Here is a 24,831-nt window from a genome sequence, read left to right as displayed (position 1 = left end):
AATCCCACGGCAAGAAGCGCTGCTTTCTGGCCGTACTTTTACTGTCTCATGAAAGCCCCTTTCTCCATTGCCCTGCTTTTGACGCTGCACACGGGCAGCGCAGCCATGGCCGCGCCTGCGGATGACGCGAAAATCACTTTCTTTGAAAAGAACGTCCGCCCTATCCTGATCAAACGCTGCTACGAGTGCCACTCCGTCGAATCCGGCAAGGGCAAGGGCGGCCTCTTCATCGATTCCCGCGACGCCATACTCAAAGGCGGCGACAACGGCCCGGCCCTCGTCGCGGGCAATCCCGACAAGAGCCACATCATCGAGTCCATCCGCTATCAAAACCAGGACCTGCAGATGCCGCCCAAAGGCGCCATGCCTGCGGCGGAAGTGAAGACGCTGGAAGAGTGGGTGAAAATGGGAGCGCCAGATCCGCGTGAGGCCGTCGCCTCCGCCAAACCAGGTGCGCCACGTGTCATTGATCTCAAAGAGGGTGCCAAGCACTGGGCCTTCCGCCCGATTGTGGCGCCGCCCGTCCCCAAAACAGACGCATCCAATCCCATCGACGCTTTTATCAGCGAAAAACTCGCTGAAAAAGGACTCAAGCTGGCGGCGCCTGCTGACAAACGCACGCTGATCCGCCGTGCCACCTTCGATCTCATCGGCCTGCCTCCCACTCCGCAGGAGGTGGATGCCTTCCTCGCAGACAACGCCCCCGACGCCTTTGCCAAGGTGGTGGACCGCCTGCTGCGCTCTCCGCAATACGGTGAAAAATGGGGTCGCCACTGGCTGGATGTGGCACGTTACTCGGACTCGAACGGTCTCGATGAGAACATCGCGCTCGGCACCGCATGGCGTTACCGCGACTATGTGGTGAAGGCGATCAACGCCGACAAACCCTTCGATCAATTCCTCACCGAACAGATCGCCGGAGATCTGCTCGAATCGAAAGACCTCTCCGAGCGCCACGAGCACGTCACCGCCACCGCCTTTCTCAATCTCGGTGCCAAAGTCCTCGCCGAACCGGACAAGGAGAAGCTCACCATGGACGTCATCGATGAGCAGATCGATGTCATGGGCCGCGCCTTCATGGGCCTCACCCTCGGCTGCGCACGCTGTCATGATCACAAGTTCGACCCCGTCCCGACCGCTGACTACTACTCACTCGCCGCCATCTTCAAGAGCACGCAAAGCTTCAGCGTGGACCGCATCGGCGCGCTGAGCACGGCGTATGAAGCGCCCGTGGGCTCGCTCGATGACTTTGCCGCCGTCAAATCTTCCGAACGCATCCTCAAGGACCAAAGGGCCGCCGTTTCCAAAGCCGAAAGCGCCGCCATCACAGCCCTGCGCAAAGAGGTGCGTGAACACGCAGTCGATTACCTCATGGCCGCCGCCAAGCTGCCCGAGGCACCTACCCTGAGCCAGGTGCGCCCGGTGGCGGAGCCGCTCGGCCTGCGCCCGCACATCCTGCTCAACTGCCGCGTGTACCTCGCCGCCAACGAAACGCTGCCCTTCTTCAAGCCCTGGCAGGATGTTCTCAGTAAGACGGGCGATGTGCAATCTCTGCGTGGCTACTACACCGCCATCTTCGCCGCTGCAGAAAAAATCGCTCCTGCGCCGAAAGCGAAGCCCAAAGCGGACGCCAAAGCAGAACCCAAAGACGCATCCGAAGACTCGCTGCTGCATCAGGCGCGTGCCGCCTTGGATGCCCCCGCAGGCTTCCTCGCGCTGCCACCCGAGCCCATGATTCTCTTCCCCAAAGACGTGGCTGAAAAGGTGCGCTCGCTGAAGGACACGATGATGACCACGGAAAGCAACCTTCCGGATCTGCCCACCACGCTCGCCGTGGCCGAAGCACCGAAGATCATCAAAGAGCTGCCCATCCACATTCGCGGCAGCCACCTCGCGCTCGGCAAGCCCGTGCAACGCGGCTTCATCCAGGTCGCCCAGGCATCACTCACCACCAAGCCGCAGTTCCCCGCGAATCAAAGCGGCCGCCTTGAACTCGCCCGCTGGCTCGCCAGCCCCGAACATCCGCTCACTTCACGCGTCATCGCCAACCGCATCTGGTCCTGGCATTTCCGTCAGGGCATCGTCCCCACCACGGACAACTTCGGCCTCCTCGGCCAGCAGCCCACGCATCCTGCCCTGCTCGACTGGCTGGCCCATTGGTTCACCAGCAACGGCTGGAGCCTCAAGGACATGCACCGCCTCATCATGAGCTCGCGCACGTATCAGCAGAGCTCCGCCACTTCGGCACAAGGTTACGCGGCTGATCCCGAAGACCTCCTGCTGCACCACTTCCCCGTGCGCCGTCTCGAAGCCGAAGAAATCCGCGATGCCCTGCTGGAAGTCGCAGGCAGTCTCGACACTACCATCGGCGGCAAGACCATCCCGCGCCGCAATCGCGAATTCGTCTTCAATCACACCTCCAAGGACTTCACCTCCTACGGCAGCACGCGGCGTGCGCTCTACATGCCGATCATCCGCAACAATCTCTACGACCTCTTCCAGCAGTTCGACTATCCCGATGCCTCCACCAGCACCGGCCTGCGTTACAGTTCCGTCGTCTCCCCGCAGGCCCTGCTCCTCATGAACAGCGACCTCGCCACCGACGCCGCAAAGAACTTCGCCACCCGCCTGTTCAAACTCTCCGCCAACAAGGAGGCCCGCCTCCGCGCCGCCTATCGCCTCGCCTTTGCCCGTGAAGCCACTGCCGAAGATCTGCGCCGTGCTGAGAACTATCTCACCGCCGCCGATGCCTCGCTCAATTCCACCCATCAGGACTCCACCAAACGCGAGCAGGAGGCCTGGGCGCTGCTTTGCCAGGCGCTGATGATGAGCAATGAGTTCATTTATTTGAGGTAGGCGCAGCGGGCCGCTACGAAGGTACAATGGACACTCTTGTCTGTCGGCCAGCGGCACCTTCAGCATTTTTGTGCACGCATTATCTCAAATCGATCTCCAGCAGCCCAAACCTTCCGCGGCGTTGCTGCATGTGTATTTGTGGATTGCCTGCTGAGGAGGAGCGCAGGCCGACGGACAAGAGTGTCCATCGTACTCCAGGCTTGCCAAAAGGCGTTCTGTGGCTACACATCGCATCATGTTCACCGCGCAGACCAGTTTTCTTGCAGCGCTGACGGCCTCATAACGAAGGCCGTCTGAATCCATCTGGACATGCGCGGCGCCACGAGCCGCCAGCATCTGCGATGTTGAGTCGATCTCATCACGCCCGCGCAGTCCACCCCTGCACCGTCGTCCGCGTCTCTTTCCGCGATGCACCACGCACGGACGGCGCACTGGTGTGGTCAATCGCGGCCTTTTTCATTTCATGACTCTCATGCAGTTCCCCCTGCGCCTGCAGGCGGGACGAATCGTATTCCTGCGCCTGGAGCAGCATCCAGCCGCACAGCGCGCGCGCACCTCCTGCCCTGCCGGATCGCAGGACAGCGGTTGGCGCATCCAAGCCGAGCACTGCGAAAAATTCCCCGCCCTGCTTCCCATCAATGAAGCCTGGTGGCGGCTGTCGCGTGCCACACACTCGGCACGCACTCTCGCGGACCTCAGCCTCATCCAGCACGCGCTTCCCGCAGATGGTTCGTTCCCTGTAACGCCTCTGCCTCGCCACTGGCATAGCCGTGACATACGCCCGTGGCTGGGAGATCCCGCCACACGCCAGTATTTGATGAAGGAGCTTGCGCCACATCGTCGCGAAGCGCTTCAACTGCTCGGCATGGATCTGCCCGCTGCACATGACGTGCATGCATCCGGCGCCGCTGCTCGCCTCTGGCTGCCTTGGATTCGCTCACGATCCCAGGCATGGACCGATGCGCTCGAAACCGCCACCTCCACTTTAAACCGAGGCTTTGAACCTGACCGCGAGGCTCTGATAGCCACGCTGCTGCATGAAGGGGAGATCGCGTGGCTGCCATTGATCGCGCAGCAAACCGCCGCAGAACAACTGCCCCTGCTGCGCACCCTCGTGGAGACCAAGCAATACCTGCGGCCACCACCCGCAGGCATGCACAGGCTTCTCACCACACTGCATCATCTCACGGACGCCAAGGAGTACACTCACATAGCCCGGACTTGCTACCTGAGTCTCGCCAACAACTGCACCCCGCGCTTTCTCGCGCATGCGCTTCATTACCATCGGCAGTGGAAGCTGGAGTTTCAGACTCAAGCATGCCCGATGCATGAACCTTGCAGGCGGCAGCTTCATCTCGTCCTCCACTGCAAAGCCGCCAAATGGCTGCGCAGCCCGAAACAGATCTGGCAGCAGGCCACGGGATTGAAGGACTGGTCCTCGGCCATTCAGCGTCTGCTGGCACGGCCTCTGTACAAGGAAGTGCTCGACAGCATTCTTGAAGCCCTGCGTCATCTGGGGCGCAAGCGCGGCAAAGCCGCCGTCAAATGGACGCGCTGGCTCAACCTCTGGGATGCCATGCTTCGTGAAGCGTACGCCACGCCGTGGGCGCGGCGGCAACTCGCGGCCGATCTGATTGAAGCCTGGCGCATCAATCCGGAACACCTCAGCATGACCACACATTCAGTGCATCAACTGCTGCTCTGGCTGCAGCGCGTGCGCACTTTTGAAAAGCACCCGGGAGAGGACATTCCCGTGATGATCGAAGCCCTGTGGGAGTCTATTTCCATAGAAGATCATTCGGCACTGCTGCAGGTGCCCGAGAAAGCCTGGCGGCAGATGCAGCCCGCGCTCGTGGGCTGGTCTTCCCGAACCAATGCTGTCATAGGTCTCTCTCATGCCAGACGGCTGCCGGCTGGGTGCCTGCTTGGCATGCTGCTGGCCTCACCCCTGGAGTGGGCGCGCACCATGCGCCGCATCGGCGAACTGGAATGGCGCGAACGAAAGGAATTGTGGGAAGCCTTTCGCGAACATCCGCTGACCCCGTGCAATGCAGTGCACACGCCCCTGCCGCATGTCATCGTGCTGGTGGACACCATTCAGGCATCTCACCCGCGCTTCCCCGGCGTGCCGGACAAGCTGCGCGCTGCGGGTAAACTGCATGAGCATGTGAAGACACACTACATGGAGGAACTCACGCGCAACATCCACCGGCTGCGTCTCGCAGTGCTCGATGATCTGGCGGAGTGGGCCCTGCGCCGGCGCTTCCCCCATCTGCATGGCGGCCACATCGCCACGCACACGCTGCGTGTCGCGGCGGGTGCAGGCGAAGAAAACCGCCGCTCCTTCCGCCGCCTGCTGCACGCCTGTGAACACCGGCAGGCCACGCGCGAGTGGACGCTCTCCCATCCCGCCAACCAGCAGTGGCTGTGCAAGCTGCCGCGTCAGCGCGCGGAGCAGTGGAATGATGGATTCTTCATCGAGCACGATGTGCGTGACATCGGTGCCGTGCGCATCGGACCGGAAGATGATCTGCAGGCCATCCTGCGCATGGGCACCGACTTCGGCACCTGCCTCAGCGCAGGCAGCTTCAACAGCTTCTCCACCGTCGCAAACGCGCTCGATGCCAACAAACGTGTGCTTTACGCACGCGATACGCAGGGGCGTGTCTGGGCGCGGCAGCTCGTCGCCATTTCCGACAGCGGTCACCTCGTCTGCTTCCCCGTTTATGCACGCCGCTCACACGCCGCCCTGCGCCATCTCTTTGCCGCCTATGATCACACCTTCGCCCAAGCACTGCGCCTGCCGCTTTGGAAATCCCGGGAGGACACCGCACCCATCGCCAAAATCGTCTGCAAAGAGTGGTACGACGATGGGATCTGGCGGCCTTGATTCCATGAGTCGTCGCCAGAACATCCGCAGCTTTTGAGGGCCACGTTGAACCGCAACGTGGCCCTCAAGCTCATCAACGGCGAAATTCCAACCTCCTTCGGGAAGGTGGATGTGCTGCACCCTGCCATCTTCAACAACATGAATGACGCAAAAAACTGATCGCGCAGCACGCGTCTGCCATCGTATAGACCGCGTCATTCACCGAAGCCCTGCCTGGCATGCAGAGTGCTTTGAACTGGCCCCCTTCAGCATCACTTCCCAAATCGCATCAGCACCCCATGTACGTCGGCAAAGACTTCCGTTTGATCCTGCTCTGGCATTTCGCACGTCGAAATTTCATCGAGTCCCTGTTCATCAGCACTTTGGCGGTTGTCCTCTATCGTTTCGCGGGAATGAGCTGGATCGCCATTCCCTTTCTGCCAATCGGCACCATCGGCACCGCAGTGGCGTTCTTTGTCGGTTTCAAGAACAACCAGGCCTTTGACCGCCTGTGGGAGGCACGCCGTCTGTGGGGTGGCATCACCAATGCCTCCCGCAGCTTCGTCGCCCACCTGAAGGCCAGTCTTCCCGCCGCCTCTGAGGAAGTACGCGAGGCCGCCTACCGCCACCTCGCCTTCATCAACATCCTCCGTCTGCAGCTGCGCCGCACCATCCCCTGGGCCACCAGCAAGCAGAACCTCCACAAGACCTTCGCCGGCGAGCGCCGCGAGCTTGAGGAGTTTGAGAAAGGTCTCGAGCGCATCCTCGGGGAGCACGACAAGATGGTTTACTTCGACCACCTCAAGAGCCTCAACAATCCCGCCTGCATGCTCCTCAAGGTGCATGCCGAGCACCTTGCCAGGCTGAAGCGCGAGGGCGCGCTCGATGCCTTCGAGCACATCGAACTCATGCGCCTCGTCACTGAGTTCCACAATCTTCAGGGTGGATGCGAGCGCATCAAGACGACCCCGCTCTTCCGCCAGTACAGCATCTCCAGCCATATCTTTGTGCACATCTTCATCCTGCTGCTCCCCTTTGGCCTGCTGAAGGATCTCAGCGCCATTGTGGGCGGGCCCGGCGTCTGGCTCACCATTCCCTTTTCGGTGCTCATCTCCTGGGTCTTTTACACCATGGAGCAGACCGGTGAGTTCAGCGAAAACCCATTCGACAACGCCATCAACGACACTCCCATCTCCACCATCTGCCGCAACATCGAGATCGATGTCCGCGAGATCCTTGGCGAAGAAAAGCTGCCCCCGAAGCTGCAGCCCGAAAACAACGTACTGCTCTGACGGATGAAACGGTCACGCTGGAGATGCCCCTTCCTCTGCCTGAGGCAATCTTCCTTGGTTGATCATAACAGCGACCTCAGGCATGAAGGCGCTGATGAGCAGCGATGAAACACCTCCTTCCATGCCCACCTTTGGCCAGGCACTGCGCTACTGGTTCAAACTCGGCTGCATCAGCTTCGGCGGCCCTGCCGGGCAGATCGCCATCATGCACAAGGAGCTCGTGGACAAGCGCCGCTGGATCAGTGATGCCCACTTCCTGCACGCGCTGAATTTCTGCATGCTGCTGCCCGGACCCGAGGCGCAGCAACTGGCCACTTATCTCGGGTGGCGCTTGCATGGCGCGAAGGGCGGCATCGCAGCAGGGGCCTTGTTTGTGCTGCCCTCGGTCTTCATCCTGTTCGGCTTGAGCTGGCTCTACATGGCAGGCGGGCATCTCCCATGGCTCGCGGCCATCTTCCACGGCCTTCTCGCTGCCGTCATCGCCGTGGTGGCAGAGGCGGTGCTGCGCATTGGCAAAAAGGCGCTCAAAAGCCCCACGCTATGGTTCGTGGCCGCGCTGAGTTTTGTCGCCATCTACGTCTTCCAAATCTCGTTCGTCCTTATCGTGCTCGGTGCTGCCGTGTTAGGCTACGTTGGCAACCGCTTGCTGCCAAAACAGTTCCCCGCTGGCAAAGGACACGGTGCCGCCAAAGACAGCACCTCATCCATTGAGCTACCGCCTGCGCCCAAGGTAACGTGGACGCGCAGCTTCACCATCACGTCCCTTTGCCTCACGCTCTGGTGGCTGCCGGTCTTTGCAATCGCAGGGTGGCTTGGCTGGAGCAGCACGCAGGCACAGCAGGGCTTGTTTTTCAGCAAGGCCGCGCTCGTCACTTTTGGCGGTGCGTATGCGGTGCTGCCTTATGTCGCGCAACAGACGGTGGAAATCCACGGCTGGCTGTCGCATCCACAGATGATGAGCGGCCTCGCCCTGGCCGAGACCACACCCGGTCCGCTCATCATGGTGCTGCAGTTCGTCGGCTTCGTCGGCGGCTGGCAGCATCCGGGTGATCTGACGCCGTTTGCCGGAGCCACGGTCGGCGCGCTCATCACTACCTGGGTCACCTTCATTCCCTGCTTTCTCTTCATCTTCCTCGGCGCACCGCACATTGAAAAACTCGGCGAGCAGCCGCGCCTCAGCGCTGCGCTCACAGCCATCACAGCCGCTGTCGTCGGTGTCATTCTCAATCTCGGCGTAAAGTTCACCACCCACGCGCTGTGGCCTGCCAGCGGAGGCTTTGATGCCTTCATCGCCGTGCTCGCCATTGCCGCTTTCATCGCCATGCAGCGCTTCAAGGTCGGACTCATGCCCGTCATCGGCGCCTGCGCACTCCTGGGTCTCGTCAAACAAATCGCTTTAGCCTGAGCGCATTCGTCAGTCGATCAAACCACTGCACCAAACAGCGCACCCACGCCCGCCGTCAGACCCATCGCCAAAGCTCCCCAGAATGTGACACGCCAGGCGGACTTCAGCACGGGCGAACCACCCGCGCGAGCCGCAAGAGCACCCAGCAAGGCCAGAAACAGCAGCGAGCTGAGCGACACCGTCCACAAAAGAACGGATGCAGGCACCACCACGACCAGGAGCAGCGGCAGCGCGGCGCCCACTGCAAAAGAAGCCGCCGAGGCAAACGCCGCCTGCACCGGCCGTGCGATCAGCGTATCAGAAATACCCAGTTCATCGCGGGCATGCGCGCCCAGCGCATCCTTCTTCATCAACTGGACTGCCACCTGTTTGGCCAGCTCTGGTTCAAGCCCACGGCTCACATAGATCGCCGCCAGTTCGGCGTGTTCATTCTCGCCATCTTCGGCCAGTTCCTGACGCTCTCGTGCGATGTCTGCCTGTTCCGTATCCGACTGGGAGCTGACAGACACATACTCACCCGCTGCCATCGACATCGCCCCGGCGACCAATCCTGCGATGCCCGCGACCAGCACATTGCTCTGGCTAGACTCCGCCGCAGCCACCCCCACAATCAAACTCGCCGTGGAAACAATGCCATCATTGGCTCCGAGAACTGCGGCACGCAGCCAGCCGATGCGATGCGCACGATGATTTTCAGAATGACTCATGCCCTGAGCATCCTGCGTTAACACCGTAGCTGCAAGACGGATCGTGCAGATTGTTCCTGACAAAACCAGTCTATGGGATTGCCACCGAGTGCAATAACCGGCTAGTCTGGTGAGTGTTGTTGCTTGATAGAACCTGACCTCCCGGCCAGTTACCAGCCCCCTTTCCAGCCATTGGTCATTTCTCCCGCATGTCCCTTCCCCGCTTCGCCCTCCGCCATCCTTGGACCGTCATCGTTATCGTCGTGGCGATCCTGCTCGGCGCATGGCAGGCCAAGGAAAAGATGGCGCGCGATGTCTTCCCAACGCTGGGCATTCCGACCATCTACGTCGCGCAACCCTACGGGGGCATGGACCCGCTGCAGATGGAAGGCTACCTGACCTACTACTACGAGTACCACTTCCTCTACATCGCCGGAATCGAGCACGTGGAGTCCAAGAACATCCAAGGCGCTTCGATCATGAAGCTGCAGTTTCATCCCGGCACCGACATGTCCGCCGCGCTCTCGGAAACGATCGCGTATGTGAACCGCGCGCGCTCCTTCATGCCGGCGGGGACGCCGGGGGCCTTCGTCACACGTTTTGATGCAGGCAGCGTGCCGGTGGGCAATCTCGTCTTTTCCACGGAGAATCCCGCCCGCACCGTGGGCCAGATGCAGGACGCCGCGCTCAACATGGTGCGCCCGCTCTTTGCCACGCTGCCCGGTGTTTCCGCACCGCCCCCCTTCGGCGGCAGTGCGCGCACCATTTTGATCAATGTGAAGCCGGACCGCCTCCGCGCCTACGGCCTCTCACCCGATGACATCGTGGCAGCGATGACTGCCGCGAACACCATCAGCCCCAGCGGCAATCTCGCGCTGCCCGGCAGCTTCCCCATCGTCCCCACCAACGCCGTCGTCAAAAACATCCAGGACCTCGCCGCCGTGCCGGTGAAGGTCACCGATCAGGGTGCCGTCTATGTGCGCGACATCGGCGAAGTCAGCGACGGCAGCGACATGATGTACAGCATCGCCATGGTGAACGGCAAGCGCACCGTGTACATGCCCGTCACCAAACGCAGTGATGCCTCCACGCTCAGCGTCGTCGAGCTGGTGAAACAAAACCTGCCCAAGTTCAAAGCCGCCTGCCCCGAGGACATCAACGTCACCTTCGAGTTTGATCAAAGCCCCTGGATCATCCGCGCCATCCGCGATCTCGTCAAAGAAGGCATCCTCGGCGCCGCGCTCACCGGCCTCATGGTGCTCCTCTTCCTGCGAGATCTGCGCAGCGCCTTCATCGTCGTTCTGAACATCCCCCTCGCCATCGCAGCAGCGGTGCTCGCGCTGTGGATTGGCGGTTACACCATCAATCTCATGACCCTCGGCGGCCTCGCGCTCGCCGTGGGCATTCTCGTGGATGAAGCCACCGTAGAAATCGAAAACATTCATCGCCACATGAAACAGGGCGGAGGTCGTTCGCTTGCCCGGCTTGTTTTGGACGCGTCTGAGGAAACCATCGGCCCGCGCTCGCTTTCCATGCTGTGCGTTCTCGCCGTCTTCGTGCCGAGCTTCTTCATGACGGGTGCAGCCAAGGCGCTTTTCCTGCCGCTGTCCCTCGCCGTGGGCTTCAGCATGATCGCCTCGTATTTGCTCTCCAGCACACTGGTGCCGATCCTGAACATCTGGTGGCATTCCGCCCCGCGTGCAGAGGCGAAAGCCAAACCCGCAGGCGAATCCGCGCTGCGTTGGATTTTCCTTCCCTCGCTCACCACGCGCCACATTCTCGTTCCCGCCTACCTCGGCGGCGTTATCTTCGCCATCATCATCCTGCTCCCTTTCATCGGCACCGAGATCTTTCCTCAGATCGATGCCGGTCAGCTCCAGCTCCGCCTGCGTGCGCCCACCGCCACGCGGCTTGAAACCACCGAGCAGATCGCCCTGCGCACGCTGGCGATCATCGGTGAGGAAACGGGGCCCGACAAAGTCTCCATCAGCATGGGCCTCGTCGGCGTGCATGCGCCGAACTATCCCGTCAATCTCATCCATCAGTGGAACAGCGGCCCCGAGGAGGCCATCCTGCAAATCCAGCTCAAAGACGGCAGCGGCGTTGCCATCTCTCCGCTGCGCGAAAAACTCCGCGCCCGCCTCGCCGCCGAGTTTCCGCAGGTGCAGTTCTCCTTTGAGCCTGCGGACATCGTTTCGCGCGTCATGGCCCTCGGTTCCCCCACGCCCATCGAAGTGGCTGTCAGCGGCAAGGATTTCGCCGCCAGCCGCGCCCACGCTGAACTGCTCAAAACCAAGCTCGCCGAACTCAAAGACCTGCGGGATGTGCAGTTCAGCCAGACCCTCGACTATCCCAGCGTGGATGTTCAGATCGACCGCGAGCGCGCCGGTCTGCTCGGTGTGAAAATGAGCGATGCCACCCGCAGCCTTGTGGCCGCGACCGCCAGCAGCCGCTTCACCGTGCCGAACTTCTGGGCCGACACCAAGACAGGCGTCAGCTACTCATTGCAGGTGCAGGTGCCACAGACGCTGATGAAAGGACTCGAAGATCTGCGCAACCTGCCCGTCACTGCGCAGAACAGGTCCCCTGTGCCGCTGCGCAACATCGCCAAGATCAGTGAAGGCAGCGTCATCGGCCAGTACGACCGCTACAACATGGCCCGCACCGTTTCCATCACCGCAAATCTTCATGACCAGCCGCTCGGCGTCATTGCCAAGCAGGTCGAAAAGGTCATCGCTGCCAATCCTGCGCCCGCTGGTGTCAGTGTCACGCTGCGCGGTCAGGTGCCGCCGCTCAAGGAACTCCAAAGCGGCCTTCAAACCGGCCTGCTCATCGCCATCGTGACGATCTTCCTGCTTCTCGTTGCCAATTTCCAAAGCGTGCGCCTTGCCCTCATGGTGCTCACCACCATTCCCGCAGCGCTGCTCGGTGTGGTGCTCGCCCTCATGCTCACCGGCACCACCTTGAACCTGCAAAGCTTCATGGGCGCCATCATGTCCGTCGGGGTCGCCGTGGCCAATGCCATCCTGCTCGTCACTTTCGCCCATCGCGCCCAGCTCACCGGTCTGAGCAAACGCGACGCCGCACTGGAAAGCGCCACCACCCGCCTGCGCCCCATCCTCATGACCACCCTCGCCATGATCGCCGGCATGATCCCCATGGCCCTCGCCCGCTCACAGACCAGCCCCTTAGCCATCGCCACCATCGGCGGCCTCGCACTCGCCACCGTGGCCACGCTGCTCGTGCTGCCTACCGTGTATGCGCTGCTCGCGAGCAAGACGGCCAAAACCGCATCGCTGGAACCCATTGAGAGCTAAATTGATGAACGTTCACGACTACTTGATCGATCATACCAGCTTCAATTGGAGCGAGCTGTTGCAGGAATGGCATTGGCTTTTGCCCAATGAGTTCACTGTATGGCTTTTCACTCGTGCTGGAGACTTGTTCATCGCCATGCCTGATGGTTCGATCAAAATGCTCGAAGTAGGCGGCGGCACCTTGGAGAATCTGGTTGGCAGTCGTGATGAGTTTTGCACCAAGATTGATGAGGCAGATAATGCTGATGACTGGTTGATGATTCCGATCATCGACCGGTTGTCCCAGTTGGGACATGTCCTTGAACCAGGAAGATGTTTCAGCTATCGGATTTTACCGGTCTTGGGCGGTGCGTATGACATCGAGAATCGAGTCTCCCTTCCTGTACACGAGCACTTTGGAGTCTGGGGATCGATTCACCGTCAGCTACAAGATGTTCCTGACGGATCACAAGTCATCATTCAACCGACAACGTTCTCCTAACATCGAGCCTCCGGCCAATTTAAAATTTTCAGTTCCCAGTTTTCAGTTTTCAATCCTCCGCCACTCCCATGCGCCTGCTGATCTTCCTCCTCCTCACCACCCTCTCTTCTGCGCTGGACCTCCCCGCCACCAAGCCCACCACCGGCACCATCCACCGCTGGGTCGCCTTGCCTGCCACGCTCGCGCCATTTCAGCAGGCGGTGCTTTATGCCAAAGTCACTGGCTACATCGCCACCATCAGCGTTGATAAAGGCGATGCCGTCAAAGCCGGTCAGGTGATCGCCAAACTCGAAGTGCCCGAACTCCAGGCGGACCTCGCCAAGAGCAAAGCCGAAGTCGCCGCCGCCAGTCTTGAATCCAAGCGCATGCATGAAGCCCGCGCCAAATCGCCGGACATCGTGCTGCCGCAGTCGGTTGAGGATGCAGAAGCCAAGCTGGCCATCGCCAAAGCTGGCATGGACCGCGTCACCACCATGCTCGCCTTTGCGGAGATCAAAGCTCCGTTCGATGGCATCATCACTGCACGCCATGTGGATGTCGGAGCACTGGTCAACGCCCACACCAGCAAGGTCGTCGAGATCGTCGATGCCAGCACGCTGCGCCTCCAGATCCCCGTCACCGAAATGGAAGCCGGGCTCGTCGCCGTCGGCAAACCCGTGAAAGCCCAGATCGATGCCAGCGGCCCCGCACCTGTCGAAGCCAGGATCTCACGCATCGCTTATGCGCTCGATCCTGCCACCCGCACCATGCTCGCTGAAGCTGACCTCAAAAACGCCGAGCTCAAGCTCCGCCCCGGCATGTATGCGATGGCGAAGATCGCCGTCGAAAAACACGACAAGGCCACGCTCATCCCCGTCGCCGGACTCGTAATGGAAAAGACCAATGCCTTTGTCTTCAAGCATGTGGATGGCAAGGCAATGAAGACCGCGGTTAAGCCCGGCTTCAATGACGGAACCAATGTCGAGATTCCTGATCTTAAAGCAGACGACGTGATCCTGCTGCCCGGCACCACGTTGCTCACCGACAAACAACCAGTGACTCTCGCGAAGCCATGAAACTCTTCCTTTCTATTTTTTTCATCGCGACACTCGTCCACGCCGATCCCGCCTTCGTCGATCTCCGCACCGTCATGCGCCTCGCGGGTGCCAACAACGACGAGATTCAGCTCGCACGTGCCAAGCATGATGAAGCCGTGGCGGAGTCCAAGCAGGCCTGGCAGCGCTTCTGGCCCACCTTGAGTCTCGGTGCAGGGTATCGTGGCCATGAGGGCCGCTTGCAGGACATTGCAGGCAATGTCTTCAATGCGAACAAGCAGCAGTACAATGTCGGCACCGGTGCCATGATCGACTGGTCTCCCGGTGACATTTACTATTCCGCACTCGCCGCCAAGCAGCGCGCACTCGCCGCCGAGCACCTCGCGGAAAAGGCACGCATCGACATCGTGACGCAGTCCGTGGAGCGCTATTACGACCTGCTCGCCGCCGAGGCCATGCTCACCATCATTGAAGACGACCTGCAACTCACCGAAGACTATGGCAAGCAGCTTGATGGCGCTGTCACCGCAGGCACCGCCTTCCGCGCCGACCTGCTGCGCGTCAAATCGCAGATCAGCCGCGCCAAGCTGGCAATTCGCCAAGGTGAGGAGCAACGCGATCTCGCCGTCGCGCGACTCGCTGAAATTCTCCGCCTCACTCCCGATGCCGTGCTGCGTCCCGCGAAGTCGGATCTCGTTCCAGTGAGAATGATGGCCGGCAAAGGCGTCGCCACCATGATCTCGCTCGCGCAGCAGCACCGGCCTGAGATTCATGCCGCGCAGGCCATTCACAGTTCCATGGATGCTGAAAAAGATCGCGCCCGTGTCGCCCCCTTGATCCCGAGTGTGCAGGCTGGCTACACTACAGGCGGACTGGGCGGCGGGCCCAACGTGGGCAACCAGTGGGGCAACTTTGGCAGCCAGCAAGACTACTACCTCGGTCTTGGTTGGAAGATCGGCCCCGGCGGTTTGTTTGACCGTCAGCGTCAAAAGCTGGCGGATGCCCGTGAAGAAAGCGCCTCCCTGCAAACCAGTCAGGTCAAAGCCGCCGTCGGTCGCGAAGTCGTCGAAGCCGCCACCCGTGCACAGTCCGCGAATGATCAGATCAAGATCAACGACGAAGCCGTGGCTGCCGCCGAAGAGATGACCAAGCTGGCCAAGGAACGCCAGGCCAGCCAGGTGGGTGTCGTTCTCGAATACCTCCTCGCACGTGAAGAACTAACTCGTGCGCGCCAGAGCCGCGTCATGGCCGTGACCGATTTCAACAAAGCGCAGCATGCGCTGAAGCGGGCGGTGGGAAAATAGGCCTTGGCCCATTTCCTGATGAGTTGGGGTTCCGGTTGCATCACTGCCTGGCTGCCTCACACTCGTCCCAATGACTCCGCCCTCCATCCCCCATACCGCACTTTTTATTTACAGCGAGTGCTTCGCTGAAAGCGAGGAGGGTCGCCGCTTTCATGTGTTTGCCAGGCTGGAAGACAGTGATCAGCGGGTGATTTTTTACACCCATGACATGCCGGAACTGCCGATCACCGTCTGGCATCAGCTTGATCTGCCGGAGCCCCTCGCCACTCAAATTGAAGACACTTTCAACGCACTCAAAATCCCGCTGAATCCCGGCGTGCGCGCTTGCGACAATCGGCATTACCATCGCGGCCTAGAGCTGCAGGTGCAGGGTGCCTCCTTGTGTCTGGGCTGGGAGGCAGCCGAAAGCGAACTGACTGATGCACTGGCTCCTTTGCTCAGCCTCCTCCAGCCGCTGGTGAATGAAATGAAAGCCGGACTTGAGGTCAAATAGCCCGCCTCAATCCCGGAGCACTTCGTCAGGCAGTTCGTTCGCATCGGCTTCCAAACGAGGATAATGAGCTGCTAGCGCGCGGCCGATGTCTTCAATCAGACGCACGAGCGAACTGGTGTAATCGCCCGCTTTAAAGCCTTCGGACAACTGATGCGCGAGCTGGTTCCAGAACGCCTCTTTGCAGAAGTGATGGATGCCTTCATCCGCCACAATGGCAAACTTGCGTGCCTTGGGGCCCACGAAGATGAGAACGGCGTTTCGTTGCTTTGTGCTTTGCATGTTCAGACGCGCGAAGGTTCTCCATGCCTCCGCAATCGGGTCTTCAACGAACTTGTCCGTCACAAAAACGCGCACTTCTCCACTCGTTTGCGCTTCCGCAGATTGGATCGCCTGGATCACCTGGTGATCTGCAATCGTGGCGATGAATTGGTTCGCGTTCATGGTTACCATCCTCCGCTGGCACCGCCTCCGCCGGTGCTGCCGCCACCCCCGGAAAATGAGGAGCCGCCGCTACTTCCTCCGCCACCGCTTCCGCTACTCCATCCTCCACCACCACTGCTCCAGCTGCCGCTGCTGCTCCAGTTCCAATTGTACCAGGGTTGACCACCCTGCACATGACGCCGCCCCTTCGCGTCATAGAGTTGGTCACCGCGAATTCGAAAATAAAGATTAAGGCCGATGGCGAACAGAATGAACGTCAGGAAAAGGACCAGCACCCACACCTGTGGATTGCCATGGGACTCGGCCAAGGTTTTGCCAGAGCCTTGGTACTCGCCCTTCGTCGCCTCAATCATTGCGGCCACCGCGAAGCTGACACCGCCGGTGTAATCTTGTTTCCGAAAAAACGGCTTCATGCCTTCGATGATGCGAAAACACTCCGCATCCGTCAGGCTTGCCTCCAGGCCATAGCCGGTCTGAATGCGCATCTTGTGATCATCAATGAAGACGAACAGCACCGCGCCATTGTCACGATCAGCACGACCCACCCCCCATTTCTCAAAAGCACGTGTACAATAATCCTCCAGACTCGAATCGGTGAGCATGCGGGAATAGATGGCCACGAGCAGTTGATTTGAGCTTTCACGCTCATATTGGGCCAGACGCTCGTTCAACTGATCAGCCACGCCATGGTCCACGACGCCCGTGGAATTATTGAAGAATCGCGCGGGCTTTTCCGGCAACTGTTCAGCGGCCACCACAGCGGTGACGGCAAGCACCAGCATGGCGGACGCCAGCCGCAGCGGGCCGAGCCAGGATGTGGCCAGTCTATTCACGGCTGTTTGGGGGCAGCGCTGCCACCGAATTTAAAGTCCACTTTGGGCGGCTCCTCAGAACCTGGTTTCGCCTGGAAGTAGGGCCGCTCCTTGAAGCCGAGCGCCGCTGCGTAAAACACAGCAGGGATGCTCTTGATCTTGGTGTTGTAACTCTGCACCACTTCGTTGAAGCGCCCGCGCTCCACAGCGATGCGGTTTTCCGTGCCTTCCAGCTGCGATTGCAGGGCTAGGAAGCCCGCATTCGCCTTGAGGTCGGGATAACGCTCCGCTACCACGAGCAACCGGCTCAGTGCTCCACCCAGCGCGCCCTGTGCCTTTTCAAAGGCTTCAAACTGCGCAGGATCGGAAGGTGCGTTGTTGACCTGCACCTTGCCGACGGATGCGCGGGCCTCGGTGATTTCCGTGAGTGTGCTTTTCTCGAAATTCGCCGCACCTTCCACGGTCTTCACCAGATTTGGGATCAGGTCGGCGCGCCGCTGATACACGTTCTGCACCTGGGCCCACTGCCCTTCGACGGCCTGATTACCCGAAACAAGACCGTTGTAGCCGGCCATGACGGTCAGGACGATGACAGCAACAACACCAAGGACAACCAGGAGCGATTTCATGAGGCCGATGATAGGAGCCACATCAACAAACGCGATGAATAAATTGCCGCCATTTTGTAAAGCCACCGAACAGCCGTGCTCCCGGCAAAATCTTTGATGACGATTGGACTCCTTCTGCCACAATCGGACAAAACTCATCCACCCCATGCACCCGACTCCTGATCACATCCTGCACACCGGTCTCGCCTTCTGGAGCTCCAAGACACTGCTCAGCGCAGTGGAGATGGAAATCTTCACGGAACTGGCAAAGCACCCGGGGGATCTCGCCACGCTGCAAGGACGGCTCGGACTGCATCCGCGTGGAGCGCGTGATTTTCTGGATGCACTGGTGGCGCTCGGTTTCCTCCAGCGGGACGGCGATGGCATCTACCGCAACACACCGGATACCGAGTTGTTTTTGGACAAGTCCAAGCCCTCCTACATCGGCGGCATCTTGGAAATGGCCAACCATCGTCTCTACCCATTCTGGGGCAGCCTGACGACAGCGGTCCGCACTGGTGAGGCTCAAAACGAATCCAAAGGCGGGCATGATCCCTTCACCGCGCTCTATGCCGATCCTGCCAAGCTGCGCGAATTTCTGCGTGCCATGTCAGGTGTGAGCCGCGGAGCCAACATGGCCATCGCGCAGAAGTTTCCATGGGGTGACTATCGCAGCTGTGCAGACATCGGCACCGCACAGGGAGATCTGGTGACGCAGATCACTCTGGCGCAGCCGCATCTCCAAGGCATTGGTTTTGATCTGCCAGAAGTAGGCCCCATCTTCGAAGAGTACATCGCCTCAAACGAACTGGATGCCCGCGTGCGCTTTGCAGGCGGCAGCTTCTTCACCGATGAACTGCCCAAGGCGGACGTGCTGCTCTTTGGCCACATCCTGCATGACTGGGATCTGGCAACGAAACGGATGCTGCTGCAAAAGGCCTACGCCGCGCTGCCCACCGGTGGTGCCGTGGTGGTGTATGACTCGATCATTGACGATGCGCGCAAGGAGAATGCCTTCGGCCTGCTCATGAGCCTGAACATGCTCATCGAGACACCGGGCGGGTTTGACTACACCGGCGCAGACTGCATCGGCTGGATGCAGGAAGCTGGCTTTACGAACTGCCGCGTAGAGCACCTGGTGGGCCCGGACTCGATGGTGATCGGCATCAAGTAAGCATCAGCGCTCAAGCAGACCCTTCTGGCGCGGAATGACCACTCGTGGCTGCAGAAAGCCCGCTGGGTTGTCCGGCCAGTACGCGCCGTCCTCGATCCATTCATACAGGATGTCCACTTCCGACCCGGCGAGCATGGGGCCGCCATGGTACAAGCCTGGGTGATTGCCGCCCTCTGCCACAGCCGTTAGCAGCCTGCTGGCATTGGGATCTCCAGGGACGACAAACGCACGTCCATATCTCCTCGGGGCATAAAGACCGCTGCGCTGGACCAGTGTCAGTCCGGCAGGAGGATGGCTGCCGCGATGACAGGCCAGGCAGTGGGTTTCGAGCACCGGTTTGACGTACTGCATGAAGTATCCGTAACCGGCCACCGCTTCAAAAGGATGCTCAGGATCAGTCTTGTGCGCACACGCGGCCAACCAAACCAGACCCAGGCAAAGACCGAAAAGAATAACAAGGCGTTTCATCGCGCACTGCTAGCCTCTTGCACGCCATCTGTGACTTCGAATCTGCCTCAGCAAGGCAGATCCTGAAGCGGGGCGCTTTTAATAGACGGGGCCTTTGACGGCCCAGCGCTTGAGCACAAAGCCCGGCCCTTTGGCGCGCCATTTCGCCACATGCGGGGTGGTGTAGTGCAGATCAAAGGCGGCCTGATCCACGTAGCTCTCGCTCAGCGCGAAGAGATTGGACTGCTCATTGTCCCGGCTGACTTCAAAACGAAGGCAGCCCGGCTCCAAACGCGAAGCGGCGGCGTTTTCAAGGATGACAGCAAGGAACTCATCGATCTTCACCGGATCGATCTCGAGGATGACAATAACATTGACCATGACAGCAAGAGAGAGGCGATTTTTGCTGAACATGCAACCTGCGTTCTACGTATCATGGCCTTAACATCTCCCCAGCCATGAAACTTCGACTCGTCCTCCCCGCGCTGTTCGCCCTCAGTCTTCACGCTCAAGACACCAAGCCAGCACCGGCAGCGGCCCCCAAGGCCGAGACGAAGCCTGCCCCCGCAGCTCCAGCCAAGGTGGAGCCCAAGCCTGCGGCAGCCACTCCCCCGGCCAAGCCCGAAACCAAACCTGCGGCAGCCCCTGCGAAGCCTGCACCGGCCCCGGTTGCAACCACTCCTGCCCCCGCCAAGCCAGCCACGCCTCAGGCCAAACCCGCGGCGCCTCCTGCAAAGCCCGCTACTCCTCCACCCACACCTGCTCCCGCCGCTGCCAAGCCACCGGCCCCCAAACCCGTGGCCATTTTCCCTGACAAGGCGCTCGAAGCCGCCGTGAGAAAGCAGGTCTTTGCCAAGCGCGACAATCAGGAAGTGATCACTGCGGAAGATGTGGCGACTGTCTCCATCATTGAAGGCAAGAAAGCAGGCATCAAGGACCTGACCGGCCTCGAAAAATGCAAATCCCTGGCATCCCTGACTCTGCCGGAGAATCAGATCACCAACCTCGCGCCGATCAAAGGCCTGGAGCGCCTGCAATTTCTCGATGTCTCCAACAACCAGATCAGCGACATCGCGCCGCTGGCCGCGTGCAAGGCGCTGCAATACATCGAGCTCACCGGCAACAAGGTGACGGACGTCTCCGCGCTCGGTGGCATTCAATCCCTGACATCCCTCTACCTCGCGAACAACCAGATCAAAGACGCCACGGCGCTGTTCAAGCTGCCCAAGGTGTGGACGCTGTATCTCGAAGGCAATCAGGTGAGCAACATCGCCGGCATCGGTGGCATGAAGTGGCTTTCCATGCTCTCCCTCAAAGGCAATGGCGTGAAGGACATCTCGCCTCTGGAGCCCCTGACGGAGTTGCAGTTCCTCTTTCTCGAAAACAACCAGATCACCGACCTCACGCCCCTGCACCGCATGTGGAAAAAAGACAACGACGGCCCGCGTGAATGGGCGCCGTACTGCCAGATTTTCATCGACGGGAATGCCATCGACGATGCTTCCAAAAAACTCGTGGATGAAATGAAGAAGGCCGGCGCACGCATCACGCCCTGAGGTGCCGCCCGCCATGCAAAGTGCTTGCCGTAACAGATGGGTGCGGCTTAGCATGTGGCATGAAAGTGTTGCTTCGCGCTATTACCTTCAGTTTGCTGCTCACTGGAGCGCAGTCTGCCGACCCGCCGCGGCAATGGACTTCCAGCGATGGCAAATCGAAGTTCATGGGCAACCTTGTCGAGTTCTCCGACAAGGAGGTCAAAATCCGCCGCAGCACCGACTTCAACCAGTACCGGCTGGCCTTGGACAAGCTCTCCAAGGAAGATCAGGACTACATCCGCAGCCTGCTGCGCGAGAAACGCCGTGATGCAGGCCTGAAGGAGGGGGCCTACGCCGAGAAGGTCACCGGGCAGTTTGTGAAAGGCGTTTCCAAGCAGGGCCTGAACTACCAGCTCTGGGGCAGCCCCTCATTGGATGGCACCAAGCGCTACCCCCTCGTCATCTGGCTTCATGGCTCCGGCCAGAGCGGCACCGACAACGAATCGCAGCTGGGTGGTGCACCGAAAATCTGGACCAATGCTGAGAATCTGGCCAGGCAGCCCTGCTTTCTGCTGTCCCCGCAATGCCCCTCCGCCGACATCGGCTGGAAGAACCAGGTGGCGGACAACCTGCTCGCGCTCATCGCCGATCTTACCGAACACCTCCCCATCGACGCAGACCGTCTTTATCTCACGGGGTCCTCCATGGGCGGTTTTGGCACATTCAGCATCGCGGCGAAGTATCCGGGGGTCTTTGCTGCGTGCGTCCCGCTCTGCGGCGGGGGCGATGTCAAAAACGCGGAGATTTTGAAACCCATCCCCTTCTGGGTCTTCCATGGCGACAAGGATGACATGGTGCCCGTCGAGCGTTCACGCGCCATTGTGGCAGCTGTGAAGCAAGCGGGTGGCGAACGAATGAATTACACTGAACTGGAAGGGGCCGGCCACGGCATCACGGGCGTCGTATATCCTCGTGCCGATCTGCATGAATGGTTGTTTCAGCAGAAAAAGCAGGCCATGTCAGCCCCTTAAATCCGCCCACCTCGAAAGCGATGCTCCACCACCACCACTCCGCCACCTGCCAGCATCATGATGCAGATTCTGCACGCGAACTGGCGGCCACGATGATGGAACGCGCACGTGAAGCCGGCCTGCGGCGCACCAAGGCGCTGGAAAATGTCCTTTCCATCCTCGTCCATTCCCATCAGCCACTGTCACTGGCGGACATCGCAGAGTCCCCCGATCTCACCAGCAGCGCAGACAAGGCCACGGTTTACCGGGTGCTGGTCAAGCTGGAGGAGCTGGGGCTCATCCGGCGGCTGGGCCTGCATGATCGCAGCGCGTATTACACCCTCCTGCAGCCCGGTCATCATGACGATTACCTCATCTGCACCCAATGCGGCCGCATCCAGCGGCTGGACATCGCGTGCCCGGTGGAAGCCCTGGAGAAGCAGATCGAAAAAGAATCTGGCTTTCAGAAGCTCTACCACGAGTTGGAGTTCTACGGCCTATGCCCGAAGTGCGTGGCAGGAAACTGAGAGCTCCCAAGGCAGCTTCATCAGGCAGCTCCGAGGCATAAAAAATCCCGCACCGGTATAACCAGTGCGGGATCGAGATGAATGACGAATCGATTAAGGCGAGGTGGCAGCCGTCGAGATCGTGTTGGTCTGATTGGCGTTCAGCGAGCCGTTACCACCAGGAGATGGAGAACTGCCACCAGCGAGGTTGCCATCGCTGTTGGTACCTGTGGTACTCGTCTGGCTGTTGTTTCCGCCCGATCCAGTGTTGGTATTATCGGCCGTGGTGGTGGTGTTCCCGTTGGGGTCGGTCGTGGATTGGTTCACCGTCGTGGTAGTGTTACCGTTTGAATCCTTGCTCTCGGTGATGGTCGTGGTGGTTGTATTTCCAGAGGAGTCCGTGGTCGTGGAAGTGCTGGTAGTCACCACCGTACCATTGGATTGCGTTGTTACGGTCACCGTTGAGGTGCCTGTAGTCGTAGTCGTGCTGACTGGCGTCGCGCCTGGCGCAGAGGGATCCACTCCTGGCGCATACGTCGCGGTCGTGACTGTGGTCGTGTCACCGCTCTTGGCTTCGCCCTGAGCCACCATCTGGCCGGCATTTTCAGGAGTGATTTCGCTTGTGGAAGCACCTGCACCATGAGCATCTCCAACGGTCACAGTAATCACGGTTTTGGAGCCATCTGCATTGGTGATGGTGATTGTGTTGGTCGTCACAATGTTGATGACATTACCTTCAGCAGAGCCTGTGCATTGGAAATCCGGCGGGTTGAACTCCGGCTCCCAGCGCAGTGCCAAGTAGCGTGTCTTGACAGCCTTGGCAGGCTTAGCTTTGAGGGTTCCTGTGCCACGAGTGTCCTCAGCCACCGCCACTGGAGCAATGTTGCCAAAATCACTTGGGTCAAAGGCCATGCGACCGCGCCAGTCTTCTTTTTCCGGCAGATTGTCGAAGGCGAACACTTCGAAGCGCACTGGACGTGGCGAGTGAACGGAGGCGAACTCATTCAGAATACGCAGCTGGCCGAAGTCATAGATGATGGTACGATACTTTTCATCGGACTCGGGGAAGGCGAACTTGTTGTAGGTGATGGCGGTATCGAGACCGTTGGCAGGTCTCGGAGCTGCGTAAACGACGCGAGCACCACCCAGACCGTTGATCAGATCCGCTGGCTTGCCACCCTTGCCATCAGCAGACTGCTTGACGGCGTAACCCTTGTCGGTCGCAGCACCAAAAAACTGAAGGTTGCGGATGATCCCCCCTTTGGAGAGAGCCAGTTCAAGTTTGACATACTTGGCCTGCATCCCGGCAAATTTAAATTCCACCGTGCGATCAGCTGCGGAAAAGACCTTCTCTTCGAGAACCGCCCAGCCGTTTTTGTCAGCGCTTGCAGAGAGCGTTGCGCGCCCTTCAATGCCGTCGTTCACAAATGAAGAGGATGAAATCAACACCGGTTTGCCGAGGTTGATCAGCAGAAAGCTTTTACCGGCGGAGACCGTCGATGACGCAGTGATGTCACTGGAAAGAATGGAATCTGCACGACCAATGCCAGACGAGCTGTCGAGCGATGCATTGCTGGCAGGACCACTGATCGCGTTTACCGGCTTTTCCTTGATGATCGGAATACGCGACCATTTGGCATGAATGGAACCGGCAGTCAGCAGACTGCCGAGAATGACAATGGTAGAGGCGAGCTTCATGATCAGTTGATGGAAAATTGAGCGTTGAATTCGGAGTATGAAAGCCGGAAAAAATCAGCGTTCGTTTTTAAATTGTTGAATCAACTTATAGTTACACCACAAAGGCCACCCGGTGTAAACATTTTTTCTGTGTCATGAGTGACGAAATAGGACTTGATTAGTTGTATATTCCATATATTCTATAACAATGAAATGTCCGCGCTGCCAAGCAAGCGTCCGCTCAGAGCAGAGCACCTGCTCTGCTTGCGGATTTTCAGCGACATTACTTCATAGTTACCTTGGAAATCAATGGGTTAGGTTGGAGCGGATCACCGATGCGGCCCACTGCCTGCGACTGGAAGACACCCGGCGCCTTGAGATCATTCTGGACGATTTTGAACGCAGCTTCCCCCAAGCCTTTTTTGCCGTCTACTTAGGCACGCTGCCCAATAATTTAAGCGTCGCAGAGTTGGGCTTCTGGCTGCTCAATCAAGGAGCGTTCAACACACACTCCGTCAGCCGTCGCAATGATTTTGGCATGGTGCTGGTCGTGGATCCCTCAGCGCAAACCGCCTGCATCACTCTGGGATATGCCATCGAAAAATGTTTCAGCCCAAAAATCATCAGCCGCATGATGCAAACCGCCGGCAGCCATCTGAGCAAAGGTGCTTTCGGGATGGCCATTGAAGCCTCGTGCATTCGCGCGGGCGAAGTGTTGCGAAAACACGCCCGTCCGATGCAATGGCAGCCCGAGGCAGCGGGAATGGCAGACTCCGTTTCTGACATTGGCCTGCAGCCTTTGAGGAGCGGGCATCGGCCCACCTCACGGCCTCTGGCTGATCTACCCGCCCCAAAACATGACCAAGCCATTTCATGATGCAATG

General features: G+C 59.6%; 22 protein-coding genes. 15 read left to right on the top strand and 7 right to left on the bottom strand.

Features of this window, described 5'->3' with window-relative positions; genetic code table 11:
- Positions 1–48 precede the first annotated feature (48 nt).
- From AC24GY_RS03850 to chrA, 5 genes are all read left to right on the top strand, one after another.
- Positions 49–2,856, top strand: a complete 2,808-nt coding sequence (locus AC24GY_RS03850; protein ID WP_487680442.1) for a PSD1 and planctomycete cytochrome C domain-containing protein — start codon at positions 49–51, stop codon at positions 2,854–2,856.
- A 463-nt stretch (positions 2,857–3,319) separates the two neighbouring features.
- On the top strand, positions 3,320–5,746 hold the full coding sequence (locus AC24GY_RS03845) for a hypothetical protein (protein WP_487680440.1): 2,427 nt from the start codon (positions 3,320–3,322) through the stop codon (positions 5,744–5,746).
- 33 nt (positions 5,747–5,779) lie between these two features.
- A complete protein-coding gene (locus tag AC24GY_RS03840; RefSeq protein ID WP_487680438.1) occupies positions 5,780–5,905 on the top strand; it encodes a hypothetical protein in 126 nt (41 codons plus the stop codon).
- A gap of 119 nt (positions 5,906–6,024) precedes the next feature.
- Positions 6,025–7,017 carry a bestrophin family protein gene (locus AC24GY_RS03835; RefSeq protein ID WP_487680436.1) on the top strand — a complete coding sequence of 331 codons (993 nt, stop codon included), beginning with the start codon at positions 6,025–6,027 and terminating at the stop codon, positions 7,015–7,017.
- Positions 7,018–7,099: 82 nt separating this feature from the next.
- On the top strand, positions 7,100–8,422 hold the full coding sequence (gene chrA, locus AC24GY_RS03830) for a chromate efflux transporter (RefSeq protein ID WP_487680434.1): 1,323 nt from the start codon (positions 7,100–7,102) through the stop codon (positions 8,420–8,422).
- Positions 8,423–8,439: 17 nt separating this feature from the next.
- On the opposite strand, the gene AC24GY_RS03825 is transcribed toward chrA, so the two are convergent.
- Positions 8,440–9,129: a VIT1/CCC1 transporter family protein gene (locus tag AC24GY_RS03825; protein WP_422321452.1), complete on the bottom strand. Its 690-nt coding sequence runs from the start codon at positions 9,127–9,129 to the stop codon at positions 8,440–8,442.
- A 188-nt stretch (positions 9,130–9,317) separates the two neighbouring features.
- Here AC24GY_RS03825 and AC24GY_RS03820 point away from each other — a divergent pair, with 188 nt between their 5' ends.
- The 5 genes from AC24GY_RS03820 to AC24GY_RS03800 all read left to right on the top strand — a co-directional run bounded on the left by AC24GY_RS03820 (position 9,318) and on the right by AC24GY_RS03800 (position 15,737).
- A complete protein-coding gene (locus AC24GY_RS03820; RefSeq protein WP_487680432.1) occupies positions 9,318–12,425 on the top strand; it encodes an efflux RND transporter permease subunit in 3,108 nt (1,035 codons plus the stop codon).
- Positions 12,426–12,429: 4 nt separating this feature from the next.
- The gene (locus AC24GY_RS03815) at positions 12,430–12,906 is read left to right on the top strand and encodes a T6SS immunity protein Tdi1 domain-containing protein (protein WP_487680430.1); all 477 of its coding nucleotides are present in this window, start codon (positions 12,430–12,432) and stop codon (positions 12,904–12,906) included.
- A 68-nt stretch (positions 12,907–12,974) separates the two neighbouring features.
- Positions 12,975–13,961: an efflux RND transporter periplasmic adaptor subunit gene (locus AC24GY_RS03810; RefSeq protein WP_487680428.1), complete on the top strand. Its 987-nt coding sequence runs from the start codon at positions 12,975–12,977 to the stop codon at positions 13,959–13,961.
- Entirely contained in the window at positions 13,958–15,244 is a 1,287-nt protein-coding gene (locus AC24GY_RS03805) for a TolC family protein (protein ID WP_487680426.1), read from the top strand. The genes AC24GY_RS03810 and AC24GY_RS03805 overlap by 4 nt, the downstream gene beginning before the upstream one ends.
- Positions 15,245–15,314: 70 nt before the next feature.
- Positions 15,315–15,737, top strand: coding sequence for a hypothetical protein (locus AC24GY_RS03800; protein ID WP_487680424.1), 423 nt, complete (start codon positions 15,315–15,317; stop codon positions 15,735–15,737).
- Positions 15,738–15,743: 6 nt separating this feature from the next.
- On the opposite strand, the gene AC24GY_RS03795 is transcribed toward AC24GY_RS03800, so the two are convergent.
- Genes AC24GY_RS03795 through AC24GY_RS03785 form a run of 3 tightly spaced genes read right to left on the bottom strand, consistent with a single transcriptional unit; the run spans position 15,744 to position 17,619 of the window.
- Positions 15,744–16,178, bottom strand: coding sequence for a TPM domain-containing protein (locus AC24GY_RS03795; protein ID WP_487680423.1), 435 nt, complete (start codon positions 16,176–16,178; stop codon positions 15,744–15,746).
- A 2-nt stretch (positions 16,179–16,180) separates the two neighbouring features.
- Positions 16,181–17,011: a TPM domain-containing protein gene (locus AC24GY_RS03790; RefSeq protein WP_487680421.1), complete on the bottom strand. Its 831-nt coding sequence runs from the start codon at positions 17,009–17,011 to the stop codon at positions 16,181–16,183.
- On the bottom strand, positions 17,008–17,619 hold the full coding sequence (locus AC24GY_RS03785; RefSeq protein WP_487680419.1) for a LemA family protein: 612 nt from the start codon (positions 17,617–17,619) through the stop codon (positions 17,008–17,010). Before AC24GY_RS03785 ends, AC24GY_RS03790 begins: the two co-directional genes overlap by 4 nt.
- 145 nt (positions 17,620–17,764) lie before the next feature.
- On the opposite strand from AC24GY_RS03785, the gene AC24GY_RS03780 reads away from it, so the two are divergent.
- Positions 17,765–18,772, top strand: coding sequence for a methyltransferase (locus AC24GY_RS03780; protein ID WP_487680417.1), 1,008 nt, complete (start codon positions 17,765–17,767; stop codon positions 18,770–18,772).
- 3 nt (positions 18,773–18,775) lie between these two features.
- Here AC24GY_RS03780 and AC24GY_RS03775 read toward each other — a convergent pair whose 3' ends face one another.
- Both AC24GY_RS03775 and AC24GY_RS03770 read right to left on the bottom strand, forming a co-directional pair.
- On the bottom strand, positions 18,776–19,240 hold the full coding sequence (locus AC24GY_RS03775) for a c-type cytochrome domain-containing protein (RefSeq protein WP_487680415.1): 465 nt from the start codon (positions 19,238–19,240) through the stop codon (positions 18,776–18,778).
- Between the two features lie 78 nt (positions 19,241–19,318).
- Positions 19,319–19,633 (bottom strand): putative quinol monooxygenase, encoded by a 315-nt coding sequence (locus tag AC24GY_RS03770; RefSeq protein WP_487680413.1) that lies wholly within the window; start codon positions 19,631–19,633, stop codon positions 19,319–19,321.
- Between the two features lie 44 nt (positions 19,634–19,677).
- On the opposite strand from AC24GY_RS03770, the gene AC24GY_RS03765 reads away from it, so the two are divergent.
- From AC24GY_RS03765 to AC24GY_RS03755, 3 genes are read left to right on the top strand one after another with little or no spacing between them, the layout of a single operon-like run.
- Positions 19,678–20,775 (top strand): leucine-rich repeat domain-containing protein, encoded by a 1,098-nt coding sequence (locus AC24GY_RS03765; RefSeq protein WP_487680411.1) that lies wholly within the window; start codon positions 19,678–19,680, stop codon positions 20,773–20,775.
- Positions 20,776–20,834: 59 nt separating this feature from the next.
- On the top strand, positions 20,835–21,785 hold the full coding sequence (locus AC24GY_RS03760) for a carboxylesterase family protein (RefSeq protein ID WP_487680409.1): 951 nt from the start codon (positions 20,835–20,837) through the stop codon (positions 21,783–21,785).
- 20 nt (positions 21,786–21,805) lie between these two features.
- Complete coding sequence (locus tag AC24GY_RS03755) at positions 21,806–22,291, top strand: Fur family transcriptional regulator (protein ID WP_422323261.1); 486 nt, start codon at positions 21,806–21,808, stop codon at positions 22,289–22,291.
- A 93-nt stretch (positions 22,292–22,384) separates the two neighbouring features.
- Here the strand turns inward: AC24GY_RS03755 and AC24GY_RS03750 are convergent, their stop codons facing one another.
- Positions 22,385–23,968, bottom strand: coding sequence for a hypothetical protein (locus tag AC24GY_RS03750; RefSeq protein WP_487680407.1), 1,584 nt, complete (start codon positions 23,966–23,968; stop codon positions 22,385–22,387).
- 298 nt (positions 23,969–24,266) lie between these two features.
- Here AC24GY_RS03750 and AC24GY_RS03745 point away from each other — a divergent pair, with 298 nt between their 5' ends.
- Positions 24,267–24,824, top strand: a complete 558-nt coding sequence (locus tag AC24GY_RS03745; protein ID WP_422323265.1) for a TPM domain-containing protein — start codon at positions 24,267–24,269, stop codon at positions 24,822–24,824.
- Positions 24,825–24,831: the final 7 nt, after the last annotated feature.

This window comes from Prosthecobacter sp. Pr1 (assembly GCF_057652315.1).
This window is presented reverse-complemented; position numbering and strand designations above follow the sequence as displayed.